The 21561-nt window shown below is 57.1% G+C and carries 16 protein-coding genes and 1 pseudogene; 4 read left to right on the forward strand and 13 right to left on the reverse strand.

Features of this window, described 5'->3' with window-relative positions; translation table 11 throughout:
* Positions 1 to 283: 283 nt before the first annotated feature.
* A pseudogene (locus E4K64_RS41390) lies at positions 284 to 370 on the forward strand (plasmid pRiA4b ORF-3 family protein); the annotation flags it as partial.
* 204 nt (positions 371 to 574) lie between these two features.
* The gene (locus tag E4K64_RS41395) at positions 575 to 859 is read left to right on the forward strand and encodes a plasmid pRiA4b ORF-3 family protein (protein ID WP_235884907.1); all 285 of its coding nucleotides are present in this window, start codon (positions 575 to 577) and stop codon (positions 857 to 859) included.
* Between the two features lie 410 nt (positions 860 to 1269).
* Here the strand turns inward: E4K64_RS41395 and E4K64_RS35915 are convergent, their stop codons facing one another.
* From E4K64_RS35915 to E4K64_RS35970, 11 genes are all read right to left on the reverse strand, one after another.
* Positions 1270 to 2607 carry a glutamine synthetase gene (locus E4K64_RS35915; protein WP_126261836.1) on the reverse strand — a complete coding sequence of 446 codons (1338 nt, stop codon included), beginning with the start codon at positions 2605 to 2607 and terminating at the stop codon, positions 1270 to 1272.
* Positions 2607 to 3896, reverse strand: a complete 1290-nt coding sequence (locus E4K64_RS35920; RefSeq protein WP_126261837.1) for an ATP-grasp domain-containing protein — start codon at positions 3894 to 3896, stop codon at positions 2607 to 2609. The genes E4K64_RS35915 and E4K64_RS35920 overlap by 1 nt, the downstream gene beginning before the upstream one ends.
* Positions 3893 to 4762 carry a DMT family transporter gene (locus E4K64_RS35925; RefSeq protein ID WP_235884900.1) on the reverse strand — a complete coding sequence of 290 codons (870 nt, stop codon included), beginning with the start codon at positions 4760 to 4762 and terminating at the stop codon, positions 3893 to 3895. Before E4K64_RS35925 ends, E4K64_RS35920 begins: the two co-directional genes overlap by 4 nt.
* Before the next feature lie 162 nt (positions 4763 to 4924).
* Positions 4925 to 5743, reverse strand: a complete 819-nt coding sequence (locus tag E4K64_RS35930) for a gamma-glutamyl-gamma-aminobutyrate hydrolase family protein (RefSeq protein ID WP_126261839.1) — start codon at positions 5741 to 5743, stop codon at positions 4925 to 4927.
* Positions 5740 to 6798 carry a dhydrorhizobitoxine desaturase gene (rtxC, locus tag E4K64_RS35935; RefSeq protein WP_126261840.1) on the reverse strand — a complete coding sequence of 353 codons (1059 nt, stop codon included), beginning with the start codon at positions 6796 to 6798 and terminating at the stop codon, positions 5740 to 5742. Before rtxC ends, E4K64_RS35930 begins: the two co-directional genes overlap by 4 nt.
* Before the next feature lie 31 nt (positions 6799 to 6829).
* Positions 6830 to 9241, reverse strand: coding sequence for a 2-aminoethylphosphonate--pyruvate transaminase (locus E4K64_RS35940; protein ID WP_235884901.1), 2412 nt, complete (start codon positions 9239 to 9241; stop codon positions 6830 to 6832).
* Positions 9242 to 11517: 2276 nt separating this feature from the next.
* The gene (gene cysN, locus E4K64_RS35950) at positions 11518 to 13401 is read right to left on the reverse strand and encodes a sulfate adenylyltransferase subunit CysN (protein WP_126261842.1); all 1884 of its coding nucleotides are present in this window, start codon (positions 13399 to 13401) and stop codon (positions 11518 to 11520) included.
* The gene (gene cysD, locus E4K64_RS35955; RefSeq protein ID WP_126261843.1) at positions 13401 to 14300 is read right to left on the reverse strand and encodes a sulfate adenylyltransferase subunit CysD; all 900 of its coding nucleotides are present in this window, start codon (positions 14298 to 14300) and stop codon (positions 13401 to 13403) included. The genes cysN and cysD overlap by 1 nt, the downstream gene beginning before the upstream one ends.
* A 267-nt stretch (positions 14301 to 14567) precedes the next feature.
* Positions 14568 to 15722, reverse strand: coding sequence for a nodulation protein NoeE (noeE, locus tag E4K64_RS35960; protein WP_135167445.1), 1155 nt, complete (start codon positions 15720 to 15722; stop codon positions 14568 to 14570).
* A 1856-nt stretch (positions 15723 to 17578) separates the two neighbouring features.
* Positions 17579 to 17767: a hypothetical protein gene (locus tag E4K64_RS35965; RefSeq protein ID WP_126261845.1), complete on the reverse strand. Its 189-nt coding sequence runs from the start codon at positions 17765 to 17767 to the stop codon at positions 17579 to 17581.
* A 689-nt stretch (positions 17768 to 18456) separates the two neighbouring features.
* Positions 18457 to 18768, reverse strand: a complete 312-nt coding sequence (locus E4K64_RS35970; RefSeq protein WP_235884902.1) for a hypothetical protein — start codon at positions 18766 to 18768, stop codon at positions 18457 to 18459.
* 105 nt (positions 18769 to 18873) lie between these two features.
* Here E4K64_RS35970 and E4K64_RS41685 point away from each other — a divergent pair, with 105 nt between their 5' ends.
* Positions 18874 to 18996 (forward strand): hypothetical protein, encoded by a 123-nt coding sequence (locus E4K64_RS41685; protein ID WP_283810192.1) that lies wholly within the window; start codon positions 18874 to 18876, stop codon positions 18994 to 18996.
* A gap of 605 nt (positions 18997 to 19601) precedes the next feature.
* Here the strand turns inward: E4K64_RS41685 and E4K64_RS35980 are convergent.
* Positions 19602 to 19829, reverse strand: coding sequence for a hypothetical protein (locus tag E4K64_RS35980; protein WP_126261847.1), 228 nt, complete (start codon positions 19827 to 19829; stop codon positions 19602 to 19604).
* A gap of 400 nt (positions 19830 to 20229) precedes the next feature.
* The gene (locus E4K64_RS40725) at positions 20230 to 20373 is read right to left on the reverse strand and encodes a hypothetical protein (RefSeq protein WP_167772428.1); all 144 of its coding nucleotides are present in this window, start codon (positions 20371 to 20373) and stop codon (positions 20230 to 20232) included.
* Between the two features lie 485 nt (positions 20374 to 20858).
* Here E4K64_RS40725 and E4K64_RS35985 point away from each other — a divergent pair, with 485 nt between their 5' ends.
* Positions 20859 to 21212: a hypothetical protein gene (locus tag E4K64_RS35985; protein WP_135167446.1), complete on the forward strand. Its 354-nt coding sequence runs from the start codon at positions 20859 to 20861 to the stop codon at positions 21210 to 21212.
* Positions 21213 to 21561 lie beyond the last annotated feature (349 nt).

Here is a 21561-nt window from a genome sequence, read left to right on the forward strand (position 1 = left end):
CTGCTTTGAGGCAATCAACGCTGCGAAAGCGCTACTCCAAAGAAAATGGCGTCCACCGCTCAATCTTCAATGCTGAACTCATCGCCTGACGTATCGAAAGCGCTGTCAAGGTGGTTTCCAATCAATGGACAGCATCTCCTGGCTGCCTTGGACGGCTTGAGCGTCGATGTACAGGATGCATGCACATAATCCGAGGCTGGCGGCATGGGCCTGAACACGACCTCGGTCCGGATCAAGGTGGCCTCTCAAGGATGTGAAACCGGAGGTGACGCGATGCCTTGTCGTGCCGCTCACGCTGCGCCTTGATCGGCTGCATCTGACGCTTCAGGCGGCGTTTGGCCGGGCGAACAGCCATCTCTTCGAGTTCCTGGCCGGCGAAGGACGTCGGGGTATCCATGATCCCGGAGGAGATTTTGGCCCTCAGCCCATCGATGCATCGCAAGACGCAGCCCTTCAATATCGTTCTGGAGACCGGCGCGAAGACGATCCATTATCTCTATGACTTCGGTGACAGCTGAGGCCAAGTGATCAAACTCGAAAAATGGTTTGACACCACGTTAGAGGGACATCCCTCCTGCTCGAGGACGTCGGTGGTGCGCCCGGCTATGCCGAATACCTCGATGCCAGCGGCGACCCTACTCATCTGGAATATGAAAATATGCGCCTCTGGGGCCCGCACAGTTCGATCCCAACCTCGTCGCCCCGAGGATGCTCGAGGCCGCCGCCAGCGCATTGTCCAAATTTGGAAGCCGCGGCGTCGCGGCACGCGGCTCACAGATGTCAAGCGTCAATCATCAAAAGGGCCGCAGAGCTACGCTTACAGTCCGCTTCCCGGTCTGGCAAGCCAAGTCGGCAATGAAGAGGCGAGGAACTCAGCTCGCTCACTTCAGCCGGAGTGAGTTTCTGGCTGACGGACCGCAGCGCTTGTCTCGCCGCTTTGGGACCAACCCAGGCAAGCGCGCGCACGCTCGACGGCTTGCGAGGGATACCTGCCAACCGGGCGCATGCTTGACGGCTCCACCATCTGCTTGCCGATGTAGAGCTTACGAGAAGGACCGGACGTTAGATATAATCTAGTATCCAACGGAGCAATCGCGGTTGCTGCCACAGAGCAGATAGCAGCGGACCTCCTCAGCGTCCCGAGGTCCTCACTTAACGAGTAACGCACATTTGCTCTGTATGAAGTCCAACATCAGCGGAACAGGCAGCCGCAATAGTGTGGCCGGCACCGGCCAGAGGAATGACGTTCAGAACTGTCGAACAGCTCAGCTAAATGATCTCGAAGTATCTCCGACGTTCAAAGTCGGTGACCCGGTGTTGAACGGCTTCCCACTCCCAACGGCGCGAGCAAGAAAAAGCTTCAACAAACCTTTCTCCGAAGACATCACTTGCCGCTGCAGACTCTGCAAACCGAGAAGTTGCCTCTGATAGGCTTTGAGGCAGTCTCGCGGACGAACGACACATTTCCGCGCTTGCATCACCGACGATCGAAGCCGGCAGTGCCGGACCTGTCTCGACACCCAATATTCCCGAACCAATCGCACTTGCGAGCGCGAGATATGGGTTCAGGTCTGCGCCAGGCAGCCTATACTCCAGGCGATGGGCCGATGGCTCTCCCGGAATGGCGCGAATTGCGCAGGAGCGGTTGTCAACTCCCCAGCTTGGACAGATTGGTGCCCAGCAGCCAGGTACCAATCTCTTGTAACTGTTGAAGTTCGGCGCAGCGAGCACACAGAACTCATTCATGTATTCTAGTTGTCCGGCGATGAATTGCCTCATAAGCTTCGAGACGTTGCCGCACGCATCACTGTCATAAAACGCATTCTGATTATCCGAGGACATCGAGATGTGAATATGGCCAGACTGGCCGGGCCATTTCTCGGAAACCTTGGCCATGAATGTAGCCATCATGCCTCGCGTTTGCGCCCAGGCTTTAATCATCGACTTGAATATGGTTGCTCGATCGGCAGCTTCCAGCGCATCACAATGACGAAGTGACGCTTCGACCACGCCAGGTCCCGTTTCAAAGTGTAGTCCGCTGAGAGGTAGTCTAGCTTTCTCACAAAGCGCCAAGATCTCATCGAACAACTCATGTTGCGCGACCGAACGCGCAATCGAGTAGCCGAACGGGCCGCGTGTTAAAGGAGCCCATTCGCCGAACGACTTTTCTTCAATCGTGTCTGCGTTCTCCTTAAACAGCATAAATTCAAACTCGAACCCGACAGTGCAGTCGTATCCGTGGTCAGCAGCCCTTCGCAGGACCCTGCGCAGAACACCGCGCGGGCAAATGTTCTCATGTGGGCCCGTGAACTCCGCGAGGTAGAGATATTGATCGCCGAGATGAGACACCGAACGGCCGGTGCCTGACAGAATACGCAGGTCAGCGTCCCCGAACGCTGATAGCGGCTTTTGCGTAAAACTGGCCGGAATGACCCGGTCCGTACAATCCCACGCCAGCACCGCTTCAGAGAACTTGACGACTTTGTCTCCATCCGAGAGATCTTCACCTAAGACGTGTTTGCCTCGCAGAACGCCATCGAAGTCGCTTACGCCGACCATCGCCGCGCGGGCTGGATTCGCTCCGGTCAACCTGGGATCAGTTGGCATTAGTCGCGATCCTGCATCACTAACTCGAAGACCTGGTCCATCCGCATTGCTCGCAACTTGCGATAGTCATTCTCAAGCTGAGTCAAGTCGCTATTCACCAGATAAACGATGCCTGGTGTCGACACCAAGTCGATCGTGGGAACCAGCTCATGACCAATTGGAACAAATGCAATGGCATCCGCGAAGCTCGGGAGCTGGCGGATTGCTTCGAGTCCCGGGTAACCGGCAACGACACCGCCCATATCTGAGATCAGCGAGACGCAAAGTGCGTGAGCCTGCCGCCTGTAGGGCCCCCCGCGCAGCCTCATATATTCACCAAAGCCCTTGGGATCTGCGTAGCGCCAGGCCGTCAGGCTCATATGGTTGTGCCCCAACGCCATCGTTCGTGCTTTTGCCGACATGGTCCCTTGAAGCCTCGCTCCGAAGTCCACCAGAACCGGTCCCCGATGATCGACGATGATCTCTGCATGAGCCGGTCCGTCGACGATCTGTAGCGCCTGCAACGCACGCACCAAATAGTCGGATAGTTCCTGAACGATTGGTTCGCTGCCGTCCAACAATCTCTCAAGCGAGCAGACCGACGATGCCCCCGCAATAGGAACCGTGTCATAGGTCCAGGCCTCCGTAACGAAACCTTCCCCGCCGATCGAGACGGCATTTACGGTGTACTGCTGGCCGTTTATTTTTTCTTGCCCGAGGGCAAAACGATTCAACACTCCGACACGGTTCGTCTTCCCGACAATTGTGCTTAGAGCCCGCTGAATATCAGCATCTGTCGAGCAAAAGAATACATCCTCGGTACCCGTACTGTTCAGCGGCTTGATCACGATCTGATCGAACTTCGCTTCACGCTTCCAGCTCGCGATCTCTACAGGATTGTCGGACACGACTTGTCTGATGGATCGCACGCCTGCAGAGGTCAACGCGCAAGACAATCGCGCTTTGTCACGCCGAGCAGCGGATAGCGCGGTCCCATTTGAGGGCAAGCCCAGCCGCTCCGACAAAGAATCGGCGAGTTCAACTCCGGTCTCGCAGCCCGCGATAACGAACTCCAGTTCCCGGCCATGCAGAGCCTGAAGATGATATTCAACGGTTTCCTCATAGCCCATTCCCTCGCTGGGGCGAATGACTTCATCATAAAGATCCGCATTGAAATGCGATCGGAATATGGGCGCAATCTGTGCAGCCGACATCACATGCACCGTTCCAATTCCATAGCGCTTGAACTCTTCCGGTAGGTATCGACCGGTAGAGTATGCGTCTACGATTACACAATTCCGTTGTTTCATGCGGATCTCCGATACTGCAAGTAGATGTTGCCGACAGCGACAGCCGTAATGAGAGCGTTTCCAATGAACGTATGTGACGAAGGCACGATGCGAGAATCGAAGTACTGGAATAGGAAGGTGATGATAGGGGCGGTTGACAGGACCGTGTTGACGGTGAAGGGCTCTACGCGCCGAATGCCCTGCTGGATCAAGAGCAATGGAACAATGATCGTCGACAGCCCAATTGCTGCGATCGCAAACAAATGCTGCGAGATCTCAGGCACGATAGATGAATAGTCGACCAGTCCCAGCAGCAAGAGAATCGTTCCATAAAAGCGATGCGCCAGGACTTGTCGGCCAGAAAACCCATGGTCGAACAGCAGTTTGACGAGTATATTTGTAAGAGCCAGCGATAGCCCGGCCACGATCGCCAAGACGATGCCAAAGGACGATCGAGCCCCCCACTCCACACCTGCGTTGCCGCTGGCCGAGATCCAAATCATGTAACTGCCGATCGTTGCGATCGTAACGCTCACGACAATATCGGATGCTGGAGGGGCACCCTGGCGCCTGATCAGTGCGTTTAACCACACTGTCGCGGTGGGCCCCAGTGCGACCATGAAGGCGACGACGATCGCAGGTTCGGCGTATTTCAGTCCGATGAATAAGCCGATCCAGCTGATTGCTGTCACGACATTGAGCGCGACGAAGACCAGGAGCGACCATTTCGCCACCGTTGCCTCGTCTCCTTCGTGGCGAGCCAGGAGATTAAATATCAGACATACCGCGGCGAAGGACAGCAGGAGCGCGACGTACACATCCGCTTGCTGAAAGTACGACGCTGCATAAACCTCACCTGCCGCGCTCACGACGACATAAAGCGCCACAAGGAACACTCCCAGAGCGAAGCGAGTCGCCAATCGTCCAGTCTTCCTGTGCCCGCGAAGCGACGCGCGGCCCTCGCAGGACCGGACGCGTACGTTGGCTCCGAGGGAATGTCCTTTCGACGTGCACGGACCACGTTTGGTTTGAAATGTCACAATCCGCCTCTAGCTCTTCTTGGTCCGGTAGTACCCAACACACGCCTCTCCAAACGCCTTGAACAATTGCTTGCTGAGGAGATCGCTTGAGACGTGCCATTCGGGGTGCCATTGCACACCGATTTGCAGCGTCGGGGCGCCAATGACCGAAGCCGCCTCGACCAAACCGTCAGGCGCCCACGCCTCCCGCCTCAGCGCCGGGGCAAGCGCCTCGATGCCTTGATTGTGCAGCGAGTTGACTTGCGCTTCGATCGTCCGCGCGATTGGAAAGAGCGCGCCATCGGAACATATCTTGACGCTGTGGGCGGCGTCGTACTGGCGGTCTCTTGGACGATTTGGCTTCTCGGCATGCATCGCACCACTTTCCGGCCTCCACTCCGCAAGCGATGAGCGGAGCGTGCCGCCGAAATAGACGTTGAGTTCCTGAAGCCCACGGCAGATGCCTAGAATAGGCATTCCGAGCGCGATGGCGCTCTCTATAGTTACGGCAGAGAGCCTGTCCCGCGGACGGTCGAGGATCCCATCCTCAACGTCCTGCCGGTCATCCTCCGTCAAGGACGCGGGCGCTCTCAGGACGGCGGGGTCGATGTTCGATTCATCGCCTGTCAACACCAAGCCGTCGAGCCGGCGCATGATCGCCGGAACGACCTCCTCCCTCGCATCTTCGGCGTCGACCGTCGGCAATATGACGCAAGCCACGCCCGCATGACGATGGAGTGCCTGCAAGTACTTGCGCCGCAACCAGTCGCGATGCACAGCGTCGACCAGAAGACGGTTCGAAGTGACGCCTACCACGGCTCGGGTGATCTCTGGCCGTAGCAACGTCACGCCACCTGCCCTCGTGTGCGAACCTCGGCAACGGACTGCTCATACAACCGTCGATTTCGCTCTTTTAACTGATCTATGACGCTAGGTTGACCTTGAGGTCCCTTGACAAAGAGCCCGCCCCAGGTCGCGGCAACCTTCGCATAGTTCGGATCCTGCATTCGGATTTTCTGAGCTTTGCGCAACAGCCAAAACGGGATGCCCGGCGAAAGGTGATGCTCAAGGTGGTACTCATCCAAATTCTGCCCGAGGATGGCCCGCTCGAGGAAATTTCCTTTCCGATTCCGGGTGAGATAGACGTTCTGCGTCTCGGTTTCGCACATAGGTGAGTGCTCGGCGAGCTCGATAAACCAGCCGAGGACCTGAAACGTGGTGAGATAGGGCACGATCCAAAACAGGACGACGATATGGAGCAGCCCAACAGCATATGATCCGGCCAGGATGCTGATCCAGAAGAGATAGAAGCCATACTTGTCGACAAGTATGCCTGAGCGGCTCTGATCCTCGACAGCTGTGACCGAAAATCGATTCGCCCAAAGATACTTCAGATACGCCACTGTCGCGCCGCCGAAGATCGGCTTCCAAATCATGTTGAAAGCGTACCGCTCCGGAGGCTGCACGTCGTAAACGCCGCTGGCCAGGAAGAACTTCAGGTCGGGGTCCTTGTCCGGGTCTCCAAGATAGGGGTGATGCAAATAGACGTGCGAGATCCGGTAGGCCCAGTGGCGCTGGAACAAGGGATACGACGCGAACAGAATGCCCAGGACGTAGTTCCAGGTCGTGTTCTTCGCGAGCGTACGGTGAGCCGCATCATGAGCGATGGTTGTCAATCCGCGCTGATAGGCACCAATTAGAAGGACGGCCACCGGGTAGAGCCACCATGAGACTGACACAGTCGCGAGCGTGCACGCTGTGATGACAGCGTAATCTTTGGCAATATAAGCAGCTCCCGTTATGTTGTCGGGTCTCAGCTCAGAGAGCTGCTTATTGATCTCTCGGCTGAATTGAACGGCCTCATAGCGTGATGACCTCAATTTCCAAGCATCTGCCTGATTCATGAGAACTTCCTCCTGATCGCCTTGCTGGTTGTCAGATTGCGGAAAGCGCCTTGTCCAGATCGCGCAGGATGTCGTTGACATCTTCGATGCCGACGCAAAGCCGGATCGAGCCGCCAAATATGCCGGCGGCTTCGCGCTTTTCCCGCGGGACGGTGGTGTGGGTCGTCGAGACAGGATGGGTCACGAGCGTGCGGGCGTCGCCTACATTCGAGACGTGATACATCAAGTCGACGTTCTGAATGAACTTGCGCCCGGCTTGTTCGTCCTCCACTTCGAACATGACCATCGCCCCGTGTCCGTATGCAACATTGAGTGTCTGTTCGACGACTTCCCGATCGGCGCCTTCAAAGAGCCCCGGGTAGAAGACACGGCGCACTTTAGGATGCTCCTTGAGAACGTCGGCCACGATCCTGGCATTCGCACAGTGCTGCTTCATGCGAAGTGGCAGCGTTTCAAGCCCCTGGATCAGTTGAAAGCTCGCAAACGGGGCGATCGCCGCGCCGGTATCGCGCAACCAGGTCATGCGAGCCTTGAGGAGAAACTCGCTCTTTCCGAGATCGTCGACATCGCGCACCGCGTTATGCCAGACAATTCCGCCATGCGCATCGTCGGGACGATTGAACAAGGGAAAGCGAGAGGCTCCCCGGTAGCTAAACTCGCCGTTGTCAACGATCAGTCCGCCGAGCGTCGTACCGTGGCCGCAAATATATTTTGTTGCGGAGTACGTCGTAATCGCAGCGCCGAGATCTGACGGCCGGCATACCAGTGGCGTTGTCGTATTGTCCACGACCAAAGGCACGCCGTACTTTCGGCCGATCTCGGCCAGCTGTTTGACGGGGAGCGGAATCAGACAAGGATTCGAAATCACCTCTCCGAACAGGCATATCGTGCGATCATCAATGGCACGTTCAAACGTCTCGGGCTTTCGAGGATCTGCCGTCCTCACGCTGATCCCAAGACGCTTTAATGTGTTGTGGAGCAGGTTCCAGGTATTGCCATATAGATACGGAGAGGCGACGACATTGTCTCCCACTTCGCCACTTGACAGGTTGACGATAGCCAGGAACGTCGCCGCTTGACCTGACGCGACGGCGAGCGAGTCCCTTCCCATATCGACGGCGGCGTAGCGCCTTTCCAGCGCGCGGGTCGTCGGATTGATGATCCTCGTGTAGGTGAACCCGTCGGCCTTGACGTTGTAGACGTCAGCAATGTGGTTTAGATCGCCATCGAGTTCATAAGCCGTATTCTGGTAAATCGGCACTGCGACGGCTTTCGTCACTGCGTCGCGTCGATAGCCCGCATGCAGAACCGCGGTCTCGGCCGAAAACGACAGCTGCGGTTCTCCACCCGTTTGAGCTGGCATCTTTACGCGAGCGTCACATGTCTCTTGGGCCGACATCGGCGCAGCTGACCGACCCTGACTGGAGCGGAAATATGTACGAAATGCGCAGCCCAACTGCACGATCCAGCTGGATTGGATTTCTCCAATGCAACCGATACGGAAACTCCGCGTCGGGAGATGCAGCTTCGAGTAGACATAGAGGTTGTGGGCTGCCAAGTGGCGGTACAGCCCGTCGAATCCTGCCTGGTCCACGATTCCGGAAGGCGCGCCGAACGCGACGCAGACCGGCGATTGCAACTCGGCCGACAACAGCGGCGACACTACTCCTTCGAGTTCTTTGACGAGATCGTCCCTAATCTTCTCATACCTGCGGCGCCTCGCATCAATGCCCTCCTCGTGCAGAATCTCCAGCGCCTTTGTCGTTGCCTGAACGATGTGGGTTGGTGGGGTCGATCGCCACTCACCGCTGCGCTCGAGCGAGAGCCATTGATCTCTCACGTCGAGCACAAACGACCTGCGTTCTTGAACCGCATTCTCGAGCAGCTCGCGAGACGCAATGACAAACGCTACTCCCGGCGGCCCTTCTATGCACTTGTTGCTCGAGGTGACCAGGACGTCAGCTCCACGCTGGCTCAGATCGATATTAAGGGCGCCAAAAGAACTCATCGCGTCGACGATGGTCTTTACGCCACGTCGCCTCGCCTGCTCCACGATCGCGTCCAGCGGATTGACGATTCCGGTTGTCGTCTCGCAATGCACCAAACATAGGTGCGTAACGCCAGGATTTCGGCTCAGATACTCGCCAATTTCTTCAGGATCCAAAGGATCGGTCGCTCGCTTGACGAGCTTCAGCGCTTCGACGCCCCACAACCGCAAGATTCGTAAAATGCGCTCGCCATAGATGCCGTTTATACAAACGAGCGGCCTGTCCGCTCGGGCCACAAATGAAGAGAGCGCGGCTTCCATCGCAAAAGAGCCGCCCCCCTGAATAGGCACCACCGAATAGTCCTCAGCATTTCCCAACAAGCTGAGCATCAGCCGCCTCATGCAGGCGGTCACTTCCTTGAACTCGCAATCGCGCGATGCGAGATCAAGCTGCATCTGGCTCCTGACCGCCAGCGATAACGACAATGGACCAGGCGTCAGCAAAGAGCGCTGTCTCGTCAAACCATTCCTCCTCAAGTTGTAGTGTCAATGATCTGGATAACGCCAGCCACCAGGGAGCCCTGTGGCGAGCATCGACTTCCTAGGTCAACAGCTTCGGGCCAAGCGCCATACGCGGGCGCTTTTCGGGTGGGCGTCCGAAACCCCTGCCGGATGGCAACCTCCGTATCTCATCGCAGATGCGGAGCGATTGCTCATAAAGCTCATCACGGATGCCATTCACACCTCCTAGACATTGGCTTTCCGAGCGCGCGCTCGAACGCAGGTGACGCTGCCGCGCGATCTCATCCCAACTGTCATCCATGTGCAGACTTAAGCGCCGTCGGCTTCTAGCCGGCGCGAAGCAGTAGGTCGATGACCGACCTTACGCGGTGGACCTGCTCTATTCAGGCAAACTCGGCGTTAGGAAAACGATGCAGTCGGATGTCATCGCGCCTGGATGCAGAGCATGCCACGACACACTTGATGATCGTTGTCGGCAGCGGCAGTCTGATGCGTGGGCTTGAGACTCGATGCATTCGCACTCCGTCGCTTTAGGAGGATTTCGGACGCCAATCACTGTCGTTGTCCATTTCGAGATCGTACAACTTGACGTTAGGGGCGTTTCAACCCTCTCCGGCCATTTTCTCGTGTGAATTTTTCCTGACCGTACTCGCATCGGCTCGCGCAACCAGACGTAGATGGGAGGGCGTGGAGATTCACAGCGAGCTGAAACAATTTGAGAGTTCGACATCAGGACACTCGGCCTCCGCCTGCGACCGCATACCGCAGGTAAGGATGGCTCAGTCTTCCCGTTCTCGTATTCCTCGCCATACCGCAGATGGAGGTACCGAGCTTCTCCGCCATGCGGGCCGAGATCCTCCTCGATAGCTGGCACCTGGAAAGTGTACGCCTCGCCGCACATGACCACCGCTGTCAGGTGTCGTTGCGCTTGAATGAAGCGCCCCTGGCAGGCTGAGATCGAGTCCGGCTTGAAGGTAATCTGAGCGACCTTGCGATTGCTGTCGCTTTAGCAACGAACAGTTCGACACCTTTCGGCGAGGCCGTGACGCAGAACATGTCGTCCTGCTTTGCTCGGACCAGGTCGATTCGACCCCAGGTGAGTGGCACGTGTGCCTCTGTGAGCGTGATCGTTAGGCTGGCAGCATCTCTCGGTTCTGCACGCGGCTTCGCGGCGCCAAAGTCTCACGGACAGCCACCGCCGTGGCGAGCGTGCCGCGGTTGACGGCTTGTCCAAACCGTAGGCCCGAAGGTGAACGGAGTTCCATCGCGTCCAGCACTCAATGAGCGCAAAAACCTCGGCAGTGAGGCGGTTTGGTTCGCCGAATCGCACCTCGCAGCCGTTCTGCTCGCGTTGGCCCCTCTCGCGCCTGCTCGTTGATGGCGAGCTCGCGTTCGACGCGGTCTACCGCGCGGTCGGACAGGTTGACGGTTGACCAGAGCGGATCATCAAGAGATCGTCCTTGTCGCTTGCCATGGATAAGCTCTCTTGCCATTCGGCCGCGCCATGGCCGCCTTCATGGCGATCAACGACGGCAGGCGGAAGGGAGCAGAACCCCAAGCGCGGCGAAGGTCGGTAGCGCAGCGCGGCATGGCTAAGGTTCGCGGCTGCTTTGTCTCGCAATGCGAAGGCGCGGGTGTAGGCAGGCGTTGTCCGCCGTCGAGCGGCGGGCCACGGAAACAAGCTTGCCGAAAGCCGGCATGGCCGCGACATGAGGGAGTCGTGGTCGACTGCCAAGTTCGGGTTCTGGAAAGCAAGTACCCGCTCGCCGGATGCGGCCAAGCCCGGAAACCGACGCCCCTCATACTGCGCGAGAGATCGAATCCGGCCGAGACGCTGCCCGGCTCGGCTTTAACGGGAGCTCGGCGTGTCGCTGGCCGCACGCGCAGCAAGAAGCGCCAAGCGAAAAGTCAACTTACTGGAAGTCGGACTTCCTCTCTGGACTTTGTTGTCACATCGTAGATTCTGATCTGGAGCATGGGACGGCGCATTGAGCTCCTCCGCTCCCGCCCATGCTCCATCTCTGCTCGCGTACTCGGTTTTGAATTGACCATCCACTTCGAGCATAACCGGAAGCGGGCAATCGACGAGTGGGTGCGACCATTTTGTTCCTTTAGAGCCAAAAGTCCGATCGCAGGTTCGCGTGAGCTGGATCGCCTTGGCTCGAGCCTGCGGGATATTGTGCGAATCGATGGTGCGACGCGAGGGATCTCTAACCATCAAGAATTGACCGCGCCATCAAGACATCCACTACCGCTTCCGCTGAATGCTCTAGGGTCTGCTCCATGGTCCTGAGATGAACCTCCGGTGTCGTTGGTGCTTCGTAGCACGAATCGATCCCGCTGAAGTTCTTGATCTTGCCGGATTTCACCTTTGAATACAGGCCTTTTGGGTCCCGCCGGGCGCATTCCTCGAGCGGCGTATCGACAAAGACTTCTATGAACTCTTCCTTGCCAACCAGGCTGCGCACGCTGTCCCGTTCGGCCCTAGTGGGCGAGATGAACGAGCAGATCACGATCAAGCCGCTGTCCGCCATCAACTTGGCAACTTCGCCGACACGCCGGATGTTCTCCACGCGATCCGTCTCCGAGAAGCCGAGGTCGGCGTTCAATCCGTGCCGGAGGTTGTCGCCATCTAGCAGCATGGTATGCCGCGACATCGCAGACAGATTTTGATCAACAAGGTTGGCAATTGTCGACTTTCCCGCGCCAGACAGGCCAGTGAACCAGATGACGCAAGGCTTCTGATTCTTGAGCGCGGCGCGCTCCCTCCTGTCCACGGATAGCGCTTGCCTAGCAATATTGGTGGCCCGCCGTAGCGGGAAGGCAATCATGCCGGCCCCGACCGTACGATTCGTGTAACGATCGATGATAATAAATGATCCGGTCTTTCGATTGAGGTCGTAAGGATCGAATACGGCGGGCGTTGCGGTCACAACATCGCAGAAGGCGATCTCGTTGAGGGAAAGCGTCCCGGCGGCCAGATGCTCACAAGTGTTGACGTCGATTCGATGCCTAATTGTGGTAATGCTGCCAGAAATCGTCTGCGCTCCAATCCGCAGGACGTAATTGCGTCCGGGAGCGAGCGGCTCCTTGTCCATCCAGATCACATAAGCGGCAAGCTGGTCGGCCACCTTCGGTCGGTCGTCCGGTCGCGACAGAATGTCGCCACGACTGATATCGGTTTCGTCTTCTAGTGTAATGGTAACCGCATCCCCGGCTTCGGCGGCGACAAGGTCACCATCGTGGGTCACGATCCGCTTGACGCGCGTGGTCCGCCCCGACGCAGCGACAACGATCTCGTCTCCTGTCGAGATCCTCCCGGAAGCCACCGACCCGGCGTAACCCCGAAAATCCGGGTTTGGCCGGTTTACCCATTGGACGGGAAAGCGGAAAGCTTGGCTTGCGGTGCCAGACTGGATGTCAATGCTCTCCAAATGCTCGAGCAGGCAGGGACCATGATACCAATTGGCATGAACGGAGCGGTCCACGACGTTGTCGCCGTAGCGGGCCGAGATCGGGATCGGAACAATCGAGGTGAAGCTGAGACCGGCGGCAAAGGCCAGATAGTCACGGGCGATCCGATCGAAGCGCTCCTTGTCATATGCGACAAGATCGATCTTGTTCACTGCCAGCACGACATGACGAATGCCGAGCAGCGAGCAGATAAAGGAGTGGCGGCGGGTCTGAACCATCACGCCTTTGCGGGCATCGATCAGGATGATGGCGAGCTGGGCATGCGAGGCGCCGGTAGCCATATTGCGGGTATACTGCTCGTGGCCGGGAGTGTCGGCCACCATGAAAGAGCGCCGTGGCGTCGTGAAGAAGCGGTAGGCGACATCGATCGTGATGCCCTGCTCCCGTTCGGCCTCCAGCCCGTCCACGAGCAGCGCGAAGTCGATGTCATTGCCGGTGCTACCATGCTTGATGCTGTCGCGTTCCAGCGCCGTGAGCTGATCCTGGTAGATCATCTTGCTGTCGTGCAGTAATCGGCCGATCAGCGTCGATTTGCCATCGTCCACCGAGCCACATGTGATAAATCGCAGCTGATCCTTTGTCCTGACCGGGACCAGTTCCGTTGCCGGATTCGTAAACATCAAAAGTAGCCTTCCCGCTTCTTCTTCTCCATTGAAGCGGCTTCGTCGGTATCAATTAGGCGACCCTGGCGCTCCGACACAGTCGTAGTCTGCATTTCTGCGACGATATCTTCGATCGTCGTCGCATCGGATTCAATAGCCCCGCTCAAAGGATAACATCCAAGCGTGCGAAAACGGATCATCCGCATTTCCGGCGTCTCGTCGCCGTTAAGCGGCAATCGCTCGTCATCGACCATGATCATCGCACCATTTCGACGCACTATCGGTCTTTGTTTTGCGAAGTAGAGCGGTACGACCGGAATCTTCTCAAGCATGATGTATTCCCACACCTCGAGCTCGGTCCAGTTTGACATCGCAAACACGCGCATGGTCTCGCCCTGGCAGATCCGTGTGTTGAACAGGCTCCAGAGCTCCGGCCGCTGGTTACGGGGGTCCCATACGTGTCCGGCCGAACGGAAGGAGAGTATCCGTTCTTTTGCGCGACTCTTTTCCTCATCGCGCCGCGCTCCGCCAAAGGCGGCATCAAATCCGTGGAGGTCGAGCGCCTGCTTCAGCGCGTCGGTCTTCATCACCTGGGTATGGAGCGCGGAGCCGGAAGCGATCGGATTGATCCCGCGCGCGATGCCCTCCTTGTTGACATGGACGATAAGGTTGAGCCCGAGTCGCCTGGCTGTCGCGTCCCGGAAGCAGATCATCTCGCGGAACTTCCAGGTCGTGTCAACGTGAAGCAGGGGAAAAGGCAATTTTGCAGGATAGAACGCCTTGATCGCAATGTGCAGCATTACGCTTGAGTCTTTTCCGATCGAGTAAAGCATGACCGGCCTTTTGAACTCGGCGACCACATCACGCATGATTTCAATCGATTCAGCTTCGAGGCGGCGCAGATGTTTCGGTAGCATATGTCTTCTTTTTCGATGCAGGATCTCTGGTCTTCGCCGCTCTATGGCTCCAGGCTAAGTGGGGATATCCGCCGCTGAAACGACCGGCCACGACGCATGGCTCAAATAGCTCAACCCCACAGGCGACTTGCAGACGCGGGAGCATATCGCATTAGGCCGCTGGTGCCGACGGCGCCTGCGTCACACCTGATCGGGAGATCAGCTCGTGCGGGTTAAGGATCTTGGCTAAATCAACCCCCGTGTTTTGTTCGCAACCATTCAGATCCCCTAGCGGAAATTGAGGATCCGCTCAAGCCGAGCGACTTCGCCTCGCAACATCTCAATAGCCGCGTCGCAGTTGCGAATGCCATCCAGCCCCGCAGCTCGATCAGCTTCTGACGCCAACAGCGCCTCTTGCAACTGGGCAGCCATCGTGTGGCCCGGCTCTCCAGCGCGAGATGGGCCGGATAATGCTCCCGGCTTGGTACTTCGCAAATCCCACCACGTTCGGAACATCTGACGATAAAGTTCGGTTACCTCCCCTCCCTTATCCAGGACTCCGGCTTGCCGTGCATGTACCAGTTCCTGCTCATATCCGAGTTCTAGCAAAAGCTCGGCGCCGACAAGATCGGTCACGGTTTGCATCTCTTCCACGCTCAATTGAGATTGCCATGCCGTGACAGAGCTTTGATCGACGGCGTTTCGTTCCAAGATTTTCCGGTCTCCGAAGCTGCTCGATCGAAGATAATCTGCTTGTCTCATCCCCGCCGATGCGACGGCCGCAGGATCACAGCCGAGCCCCGTCAACAGACGCCGGATTTCCTCGTCCGGATGCGCCACGAGCAGTTCGTATTGGACGAACTGTGTGTGCGGCCGAGTGCGGTGCGCGGCGAGCTTGGGAAGGCCCAGAACCACATCGGCGAGTGAAGTTATGATGCCGTCGGGCAGACGGAGCATGAGATCGACGAGACTGGAGACGCTGACCGGATGCGAGCATTCTGCGTGCAGTGGGATACCCCACGTCGATTTCAGTGAAGCCGCGATGGCATAGGGATTTCGCATCAGAAGGATGTGTGGCGCTTCTGGATAAACAGATTCAAGAAACTCAAGCGCCATCCAATAGCGTGGTGTCTTGTCTAGGATGATGCGCTTGCCCGCTTGTGCCAGATACTGATTATATGCTGCATCGGCGAAAGCGCGGCTGGGGATCGTGCGATCTATCCGCCCCAGGAATTCGGAAGTCGCGGCCTCAATCAGTGAGCTACCCGCCGGATGGCGCTGATCCACCCTGCCAAATGATTCAAGCGCCAGCATCAACCAGGGTTCAGGCGAAGCCAGAATGTCTGGATGGTGCTGGAGCAAATGCGCCAGGAGTGTCGTCCCAGACCGTGGAAGACCGAGGAGAAAGCACACCGCAGGCGAACGGCCAAAACCAGCGCTCATCGTTCAGACCTTCGTGCTTGAAAAGTGAACCCTATCGGCGCTCGCTCGATGGAGCGATACAAAGCCAGCCGCAAAGCGCTAAAACGACAAGAAATTTGTCTGCCACTCATGACTTGAGAACCGTTCAGTTCGATCGATCGGCTGGATCAAAGGACACTGCAATCGCACCCTCGATTGCTCGACAGTTGAAACGAAGTCGCGCGCCAGCTCAATTGCACGAAGATTGATTGCGGATATGGGAAGGTTGGAACGCACTATACGGACGTTTGCCGAAGACCGCCCGCGGCACATGGAAGGATATTACGTATAATCACAAACTTCCTGTTGCTGAGGCATTGAAGACGTAAATGCGACGTGCACCTCGCTGATGCTCCGCATACACCAAAGAAGTACGGCAAAAGAGCGATCAGCTCGGCGAGCGCGGCAAAGAAGCAGACCATGACATCTCACTTGGCAAGGTGCAGCAATCTTGTCAGCGCGTATCGCTCCCGGCGCAACTGTGAATGCTGCCCTTGGTCCGCCAAGACACTGAGCCGTAGCTCCGGCCAGCCTGTTGTACGCCAGCCCATCCGTCCGAACTATACCAAATATTTGATTTTCCTGCTCTTGGCGCGTTGCCCTCCCTAATCGGCGCTAAGGAGGCTTGTAAACGATGGAACCTGACTTAAGATGCCTCCGGAGATCCAGCAAGCGCGGTTGGCCGCATCTCTACTGACGGAGACGAGATTGTCCGGTCATTTATGTGGGAGATCAGATCGATCCGTGCGCTCCAAGAACTCTTGCCAAATTAAATGTGCTTGGCATCACTCGGCTACGGTGGATGATCCTGATGGCTTTAACCTATTTGGGCAAAAGAAAAGGGTGTACCGTTCAACCTGGTATCACGATTGATGCACGTCGGCCCTTACTTTGTGACAACCCACTCTAAGCTGCTAGAGAAAAACGGTTTGCTGCGGCGTAAGTCCTCCGCAAACGATGCCCGGCGGACAGATGTCGCTGACGGCCAAACGCGCAAGCATCTCGCGACTTTGGAGCCACGACAGGCAGCGCTGGATGAGCTCGCATTTGATGAAAGTGGCGTTGACCGATCAAGCGAGTTCATTCCCAGGGCTGCTACACTGAGGCTTCGCCTGGAAAGGGCCCGCTCTGGCATTCAGAAGATCAAACGCACGACTGTCAGAAATGGAGCTCGCTAACATGAGTCTCCCATCCTTCGAATATGTCTTGAAGCAGCGCGGTCGAACGTGGTTGTGGTTCGTTTACAACGCCGAGGGCGCTCAGGTGATGACGGGTTCAGGCCGTAACCGCTCGGCCGCCATCTATCAAGCTAACAGAGCGCTTTTTCAATTGCTGTTAAGCGCGCCATATCGCCTCGGAGCTCGAGCTAGCCAACAGGCTCGGCGAGGTCCGCTTACACCCAAACTTTAGCCTAGCATGAGCTTCGAGGATGCCCCATTTGCGAGTTTGTTTCCATTTGGCTAAAGTGGTCAGCCGATGTGTTCGGCCCAGCGCGTAGACTACTCGTCGAAGCTGAAGAAGCTGATGGCCGAACGAATACTAGATTCTGCGTGTAGGGGATTCGTGTGCGACTGGCCATCTTCTCAAAGTAACGCGCCTAGGACTGGGCGTTTTGGCCCCATCGCGGGCTAAGATTATGTCTTCACTGGCAATCATACATTGCAAGCGGCTGTCGAGAGCGCCTTGCAAAAAAAAATGATCAAAGATAGGGAGACGACGGAGCCCGTTCCGCGACATTGAAAGCCATCCAGCATGTGCGTGAAAAACTCTCTCAGCGCGGGTCGGCAAAGCCAATGTGCAATAGCCGCCCTACCGCACTATTAGCCAGCGTTTCTGAGTTAACGCTGATGCCCGAGTCCGATTCCGAGATTTAAGGCCTTCTGGCGTAGCGCGCCGACGCTGCGTTTGGTCATTTTTGCTATTTTTATGACCGGCGTCCGAGCCTTCGAATGGACTTTGAGCTCTTTGATATCCGCCTTCGTCCACTCGCGCCGCTTAACGCGTTTCTTGGTTGCTTTTTTCACCATGAATGCTCCTTCTGAGTGGAGCGCTTGTAGCATAGTTTTTTCGGAGCGACGACCGTTAAAAAACGGACAGTCATCGGAACTCGCGCCAGTTATTAGCTCGGTCATGCTTTCGGAAGACAAGGCGTCTGGACTACTGCACCTGTTGATAAACTTCGCACAGACGCTGTGTTGAGAGGCTTCGTTATTGAATGCAGCCCACTCGACGTCTTTCTATTCGAAGCTAAGCAGGACGGTCCGTGATTTGTATATGCCTAGAGCGATCAAACACCGACGCCCTATGACACATCGTGACGGTCTCTTGCTATGGTCACCTCACGGCGATTTAGCGCGCGCTCGTTAGTAAGTGCCAGAGCTCCCTCGGGGCGCGAGAGAATACTAGATCGGTGTCGCCTTCGTGTCCATCGTCCGGGAGCAGCTCAAGGCGTCGAAGTGCTTGAAGACATCAGGTCCTCCATCCTCAGGTCGGTTGAAGCCATATCATCCCTTGATCGTGTTGAACCGCTTCACAGTACCATTAGCCACTGCATTATCTCCAAACTGCACTTGCGCGACCTAATCGGGGTAGGTGGCCATCACCAAGGGATTGAGCGGCAAGCCGTCAGGCTGATAACCCTTGCGCCGGCTCAATCGCTTGCCAAGGAACGCTTTCTGCGCGCGCTCGTTGGCAGCTGCTAAGACACCATCGGTGGCTACTCATCTTCGGGCTCTTGCGCGGTCTTCCGCTCAACCTGCCCCTGCATAGCACCCAGATCTAGCAGTTCGAGCCTCTCAAGAGCCTTCCTTCCCTCGTCGGTGATAATCCAGCACCCGGCCTCTCGCTCGACCAGCCTTTGGCCGAAAATATCGAGTTGCGGCGCGCGGCTCGCGATGCGCTTCATACGCGCCGGCCACTCTGGGCCGCTGCTGTAATAGATCGCCAAATACTGTTTAACGACTTCGATGCTCGCCCGTCCGTGCGGCTGGCCGGCAAGTATCTTCAGTATGGACAGCTGAAAACTCACGCGCGCACGCCATCGAGTCGAGGAAAAGCTCCATAATACTTATCCTGAGCGAAGCCACAGCGCCGTCCTGCCGTTTTTCAAAAGAAACCTTGCACCATAAGCCTAATGAAGCAGGATACCCACCTGCCGTCGACGACAGCCTGCATTGCCTGGTCGCCAGCGCACAACGGCTTCGCCGTAAGCAAGTTTCTCAACGGCATCGGCGACATCCTGCCCAGAGCGTTTTGAAGCATGGTCAGCGTAGGTAACCGCGTTGGCTAAGCGTGTGACGAGGTCTCGACTGCCGTCTTTGATCGATTTGAGATCAAACTACGTCGGTGGTACCCGCGCTGTTGCACATCTTGCCGAATGACATCGCTCACTAAACGCACCGCCCGCTTCTTTCGCTTCCAACTGCCGTCCAACCCTACGGGGATCGCAAACCCTCGCGGAACGACCAAAAGATCGCGCCTTCCATTCAAATAAATATCGAACATGTCGTCCTCGTTTGACACGAGCGTAGATCGCCGGTCTATACATTTGGTGACATCGAAGCAACAGTTGCGCTCAAAGACTCTACGCGAGTTTTCTGCAAAATTCGCCCGTACTTGAGCGTGCCTGGGGCAATCCCGCTGCTCCTTCACGTGCTCCGCATCGCCGAGAATACAGGAGCCGTCGGACGCCTTATCATCGCAAACAGATCCTCTTAGGTGTCGTGAGACGACCGCCCGCCGACTTGACGCCAGCATCACCAGTTGTACTCGAACCGACGGTCGACGCGAGCCTGTCGGGGATCACGCTTACATTACAGATTGACCCACGTTTCAATTCGCGGACTTTGCGCGAAAGTCAGGCTAACCAGCCCATACCGGCGGCAATGCAGGCGGGGTTCGAAGCTCTATCACATCGGCGAAGACCGTCCAATCGCGGACACTCTTTTGCTTGCAGAAATCGGCCTCAGCCTGCTGTGCAGCAGCACTCAATGAGGCAGCATCGACCTTGAACGCTGCCTGACAGGCACGATGTTCGTGGCCGGTATCGTCACAAACGGTCTTAATGAACCGAACATTAAATGAAGGCATGACACGCTCTTCTTGTGGGTTTCCTGATCCACCATTCTGCCTACTCGCGCCACAGGCGTATTTGATCTGCCTCAAGCAGCACCCCAAGAGGTTGTCCGCTCCTTCATTGAGTACTGTTGAAACTTTGGCATCGCCGCCCGAGCGCTCCCGTTGTCCCGCAGACCACGCGAGATCTATTTGTCAAGCTGCGCGGATCGCACTCCGTTGTGAGCCGCGGGGTAACGCGTTCTGGTCTGCTCATGCCCTCGACCAACAAAATTGAGTCGCCGATGACTCGAGGAATGTCTTGAACAGACGATTGAGTGCGGCATGCGCCGTCACGCCAGAAATGCCGACTATTGATCACGATCGATCCCATACCCAACCGCCGGCAATATCGAGATTCGAGAGGCCGCGAACTTTACACGCGGTACTTGGTGGTCTCAGGAGGCGTCGCCGCAAACACCAGGTCATTGCGCCAGTCACCGGCCAAAGCCATTTCTGACCCGCGCCGGCGGCCGCGGCTATCGATGGTGAAACCTACGCGCACGTGATCGTGGGCCATGCGGCGAACCGACCCGATCTCCCTTCTGACGGTCCATGCTGCGGCCGCGAGAGCAAAGCCGATGCCCACGCTTGTCGCAGCAGACGTTTCGATGAGCCAAGGTCGTCAGGACTTCAGCGCCAAAGCCCATTTCTGGGATCTGCCCGGCGAGGCCACCGACAATGCGAGGCAAGCGATCAATCGACGATCTGCTTGCCGGCTACCGCAGCACTGGGACAAATGCTGTCGTGGCCTATTCGAGCGTGCGCATCAAATCAACCAGGCTACACGCTTACGTGTTTGCAGACCACGCGAGGTCGCGGCGGATCGCTCGACTTGGGCATGTCGCCTGCCAATGAAGCCTATGCGGCTCGAAGCCGCAGCTCGAGCTCGGCCATTTCTGGACGCGCATCAGCTCTTTTTGACCTGTATCAATACAGCGGCGATTGCCTACTGATAGAAGTAAGCTTCCTGTCCAATATCACACACATGGCAGACAGAGAGACATGATGCGCCATCAGCTTTTCATGTCCAGATACCGGCGACAGTTCAAGGAGCGCTGCCGGATGTACCCAAGCGGTGTGCCGATGACTGCACACAACAACCTGCGCCGCGTGCTAGGCGTCCACTTCATCGACCCGCGTACAGGCGCGATGATCGGCGCCAAGCGAAGCCAGGCTTATCCGAATGGTGTGGCTGACGTCATCAGAACCGAGCGCCCCACGCTGCCGACGTGGGACAAGGAGATTTCCCACGAACGAGGGATGTTTCGAAATGAGAGACCACAGGGACATTCGTTCCGCCGCAGGTCGGGCTGCTGGGGCGGAAGTCCAGTTAATTTTCTGCAGAACAGCGGTTAATACGAGCCGCCGACGCCTTGAGCTGATCCACATTGATTCGACCGAAGCCCGGGAGTTGCTTCGCAGCGCCAATCCTAGTATCTCGGCTGGCGAGCAGATCATGTCCCGACACGACAGGTTCAACGGCGCCACGGCCGACAAAAGCCCGGCCGCGATTGGCGCAATCGAGAGCGCGCCGCCTCGGCAATATTGCGCTGAGCCTGCTCGCGGCGGCCAAGCCATCTCGTGCGAAGTGTTCAGAAGGTTGCCTGAATTTGTCAGCCAGCAGCGATGAACACCGTGCAAGATCTACTGGCGACCTGACGTGGGAGCGGCTCGAAACGGCACCGCCCTGGAATCGGGATCTGGA

This window comes from Bradyrhizobium frederickii, assembly GCF_004570865.1.
Lineage (GTDB): Bacteria > Pseudomonadota > Alphaproteobacteria > Rhizobiales > Xanthobacteraceae > Bradyrhizobium > Bradyrhizobium frederickii.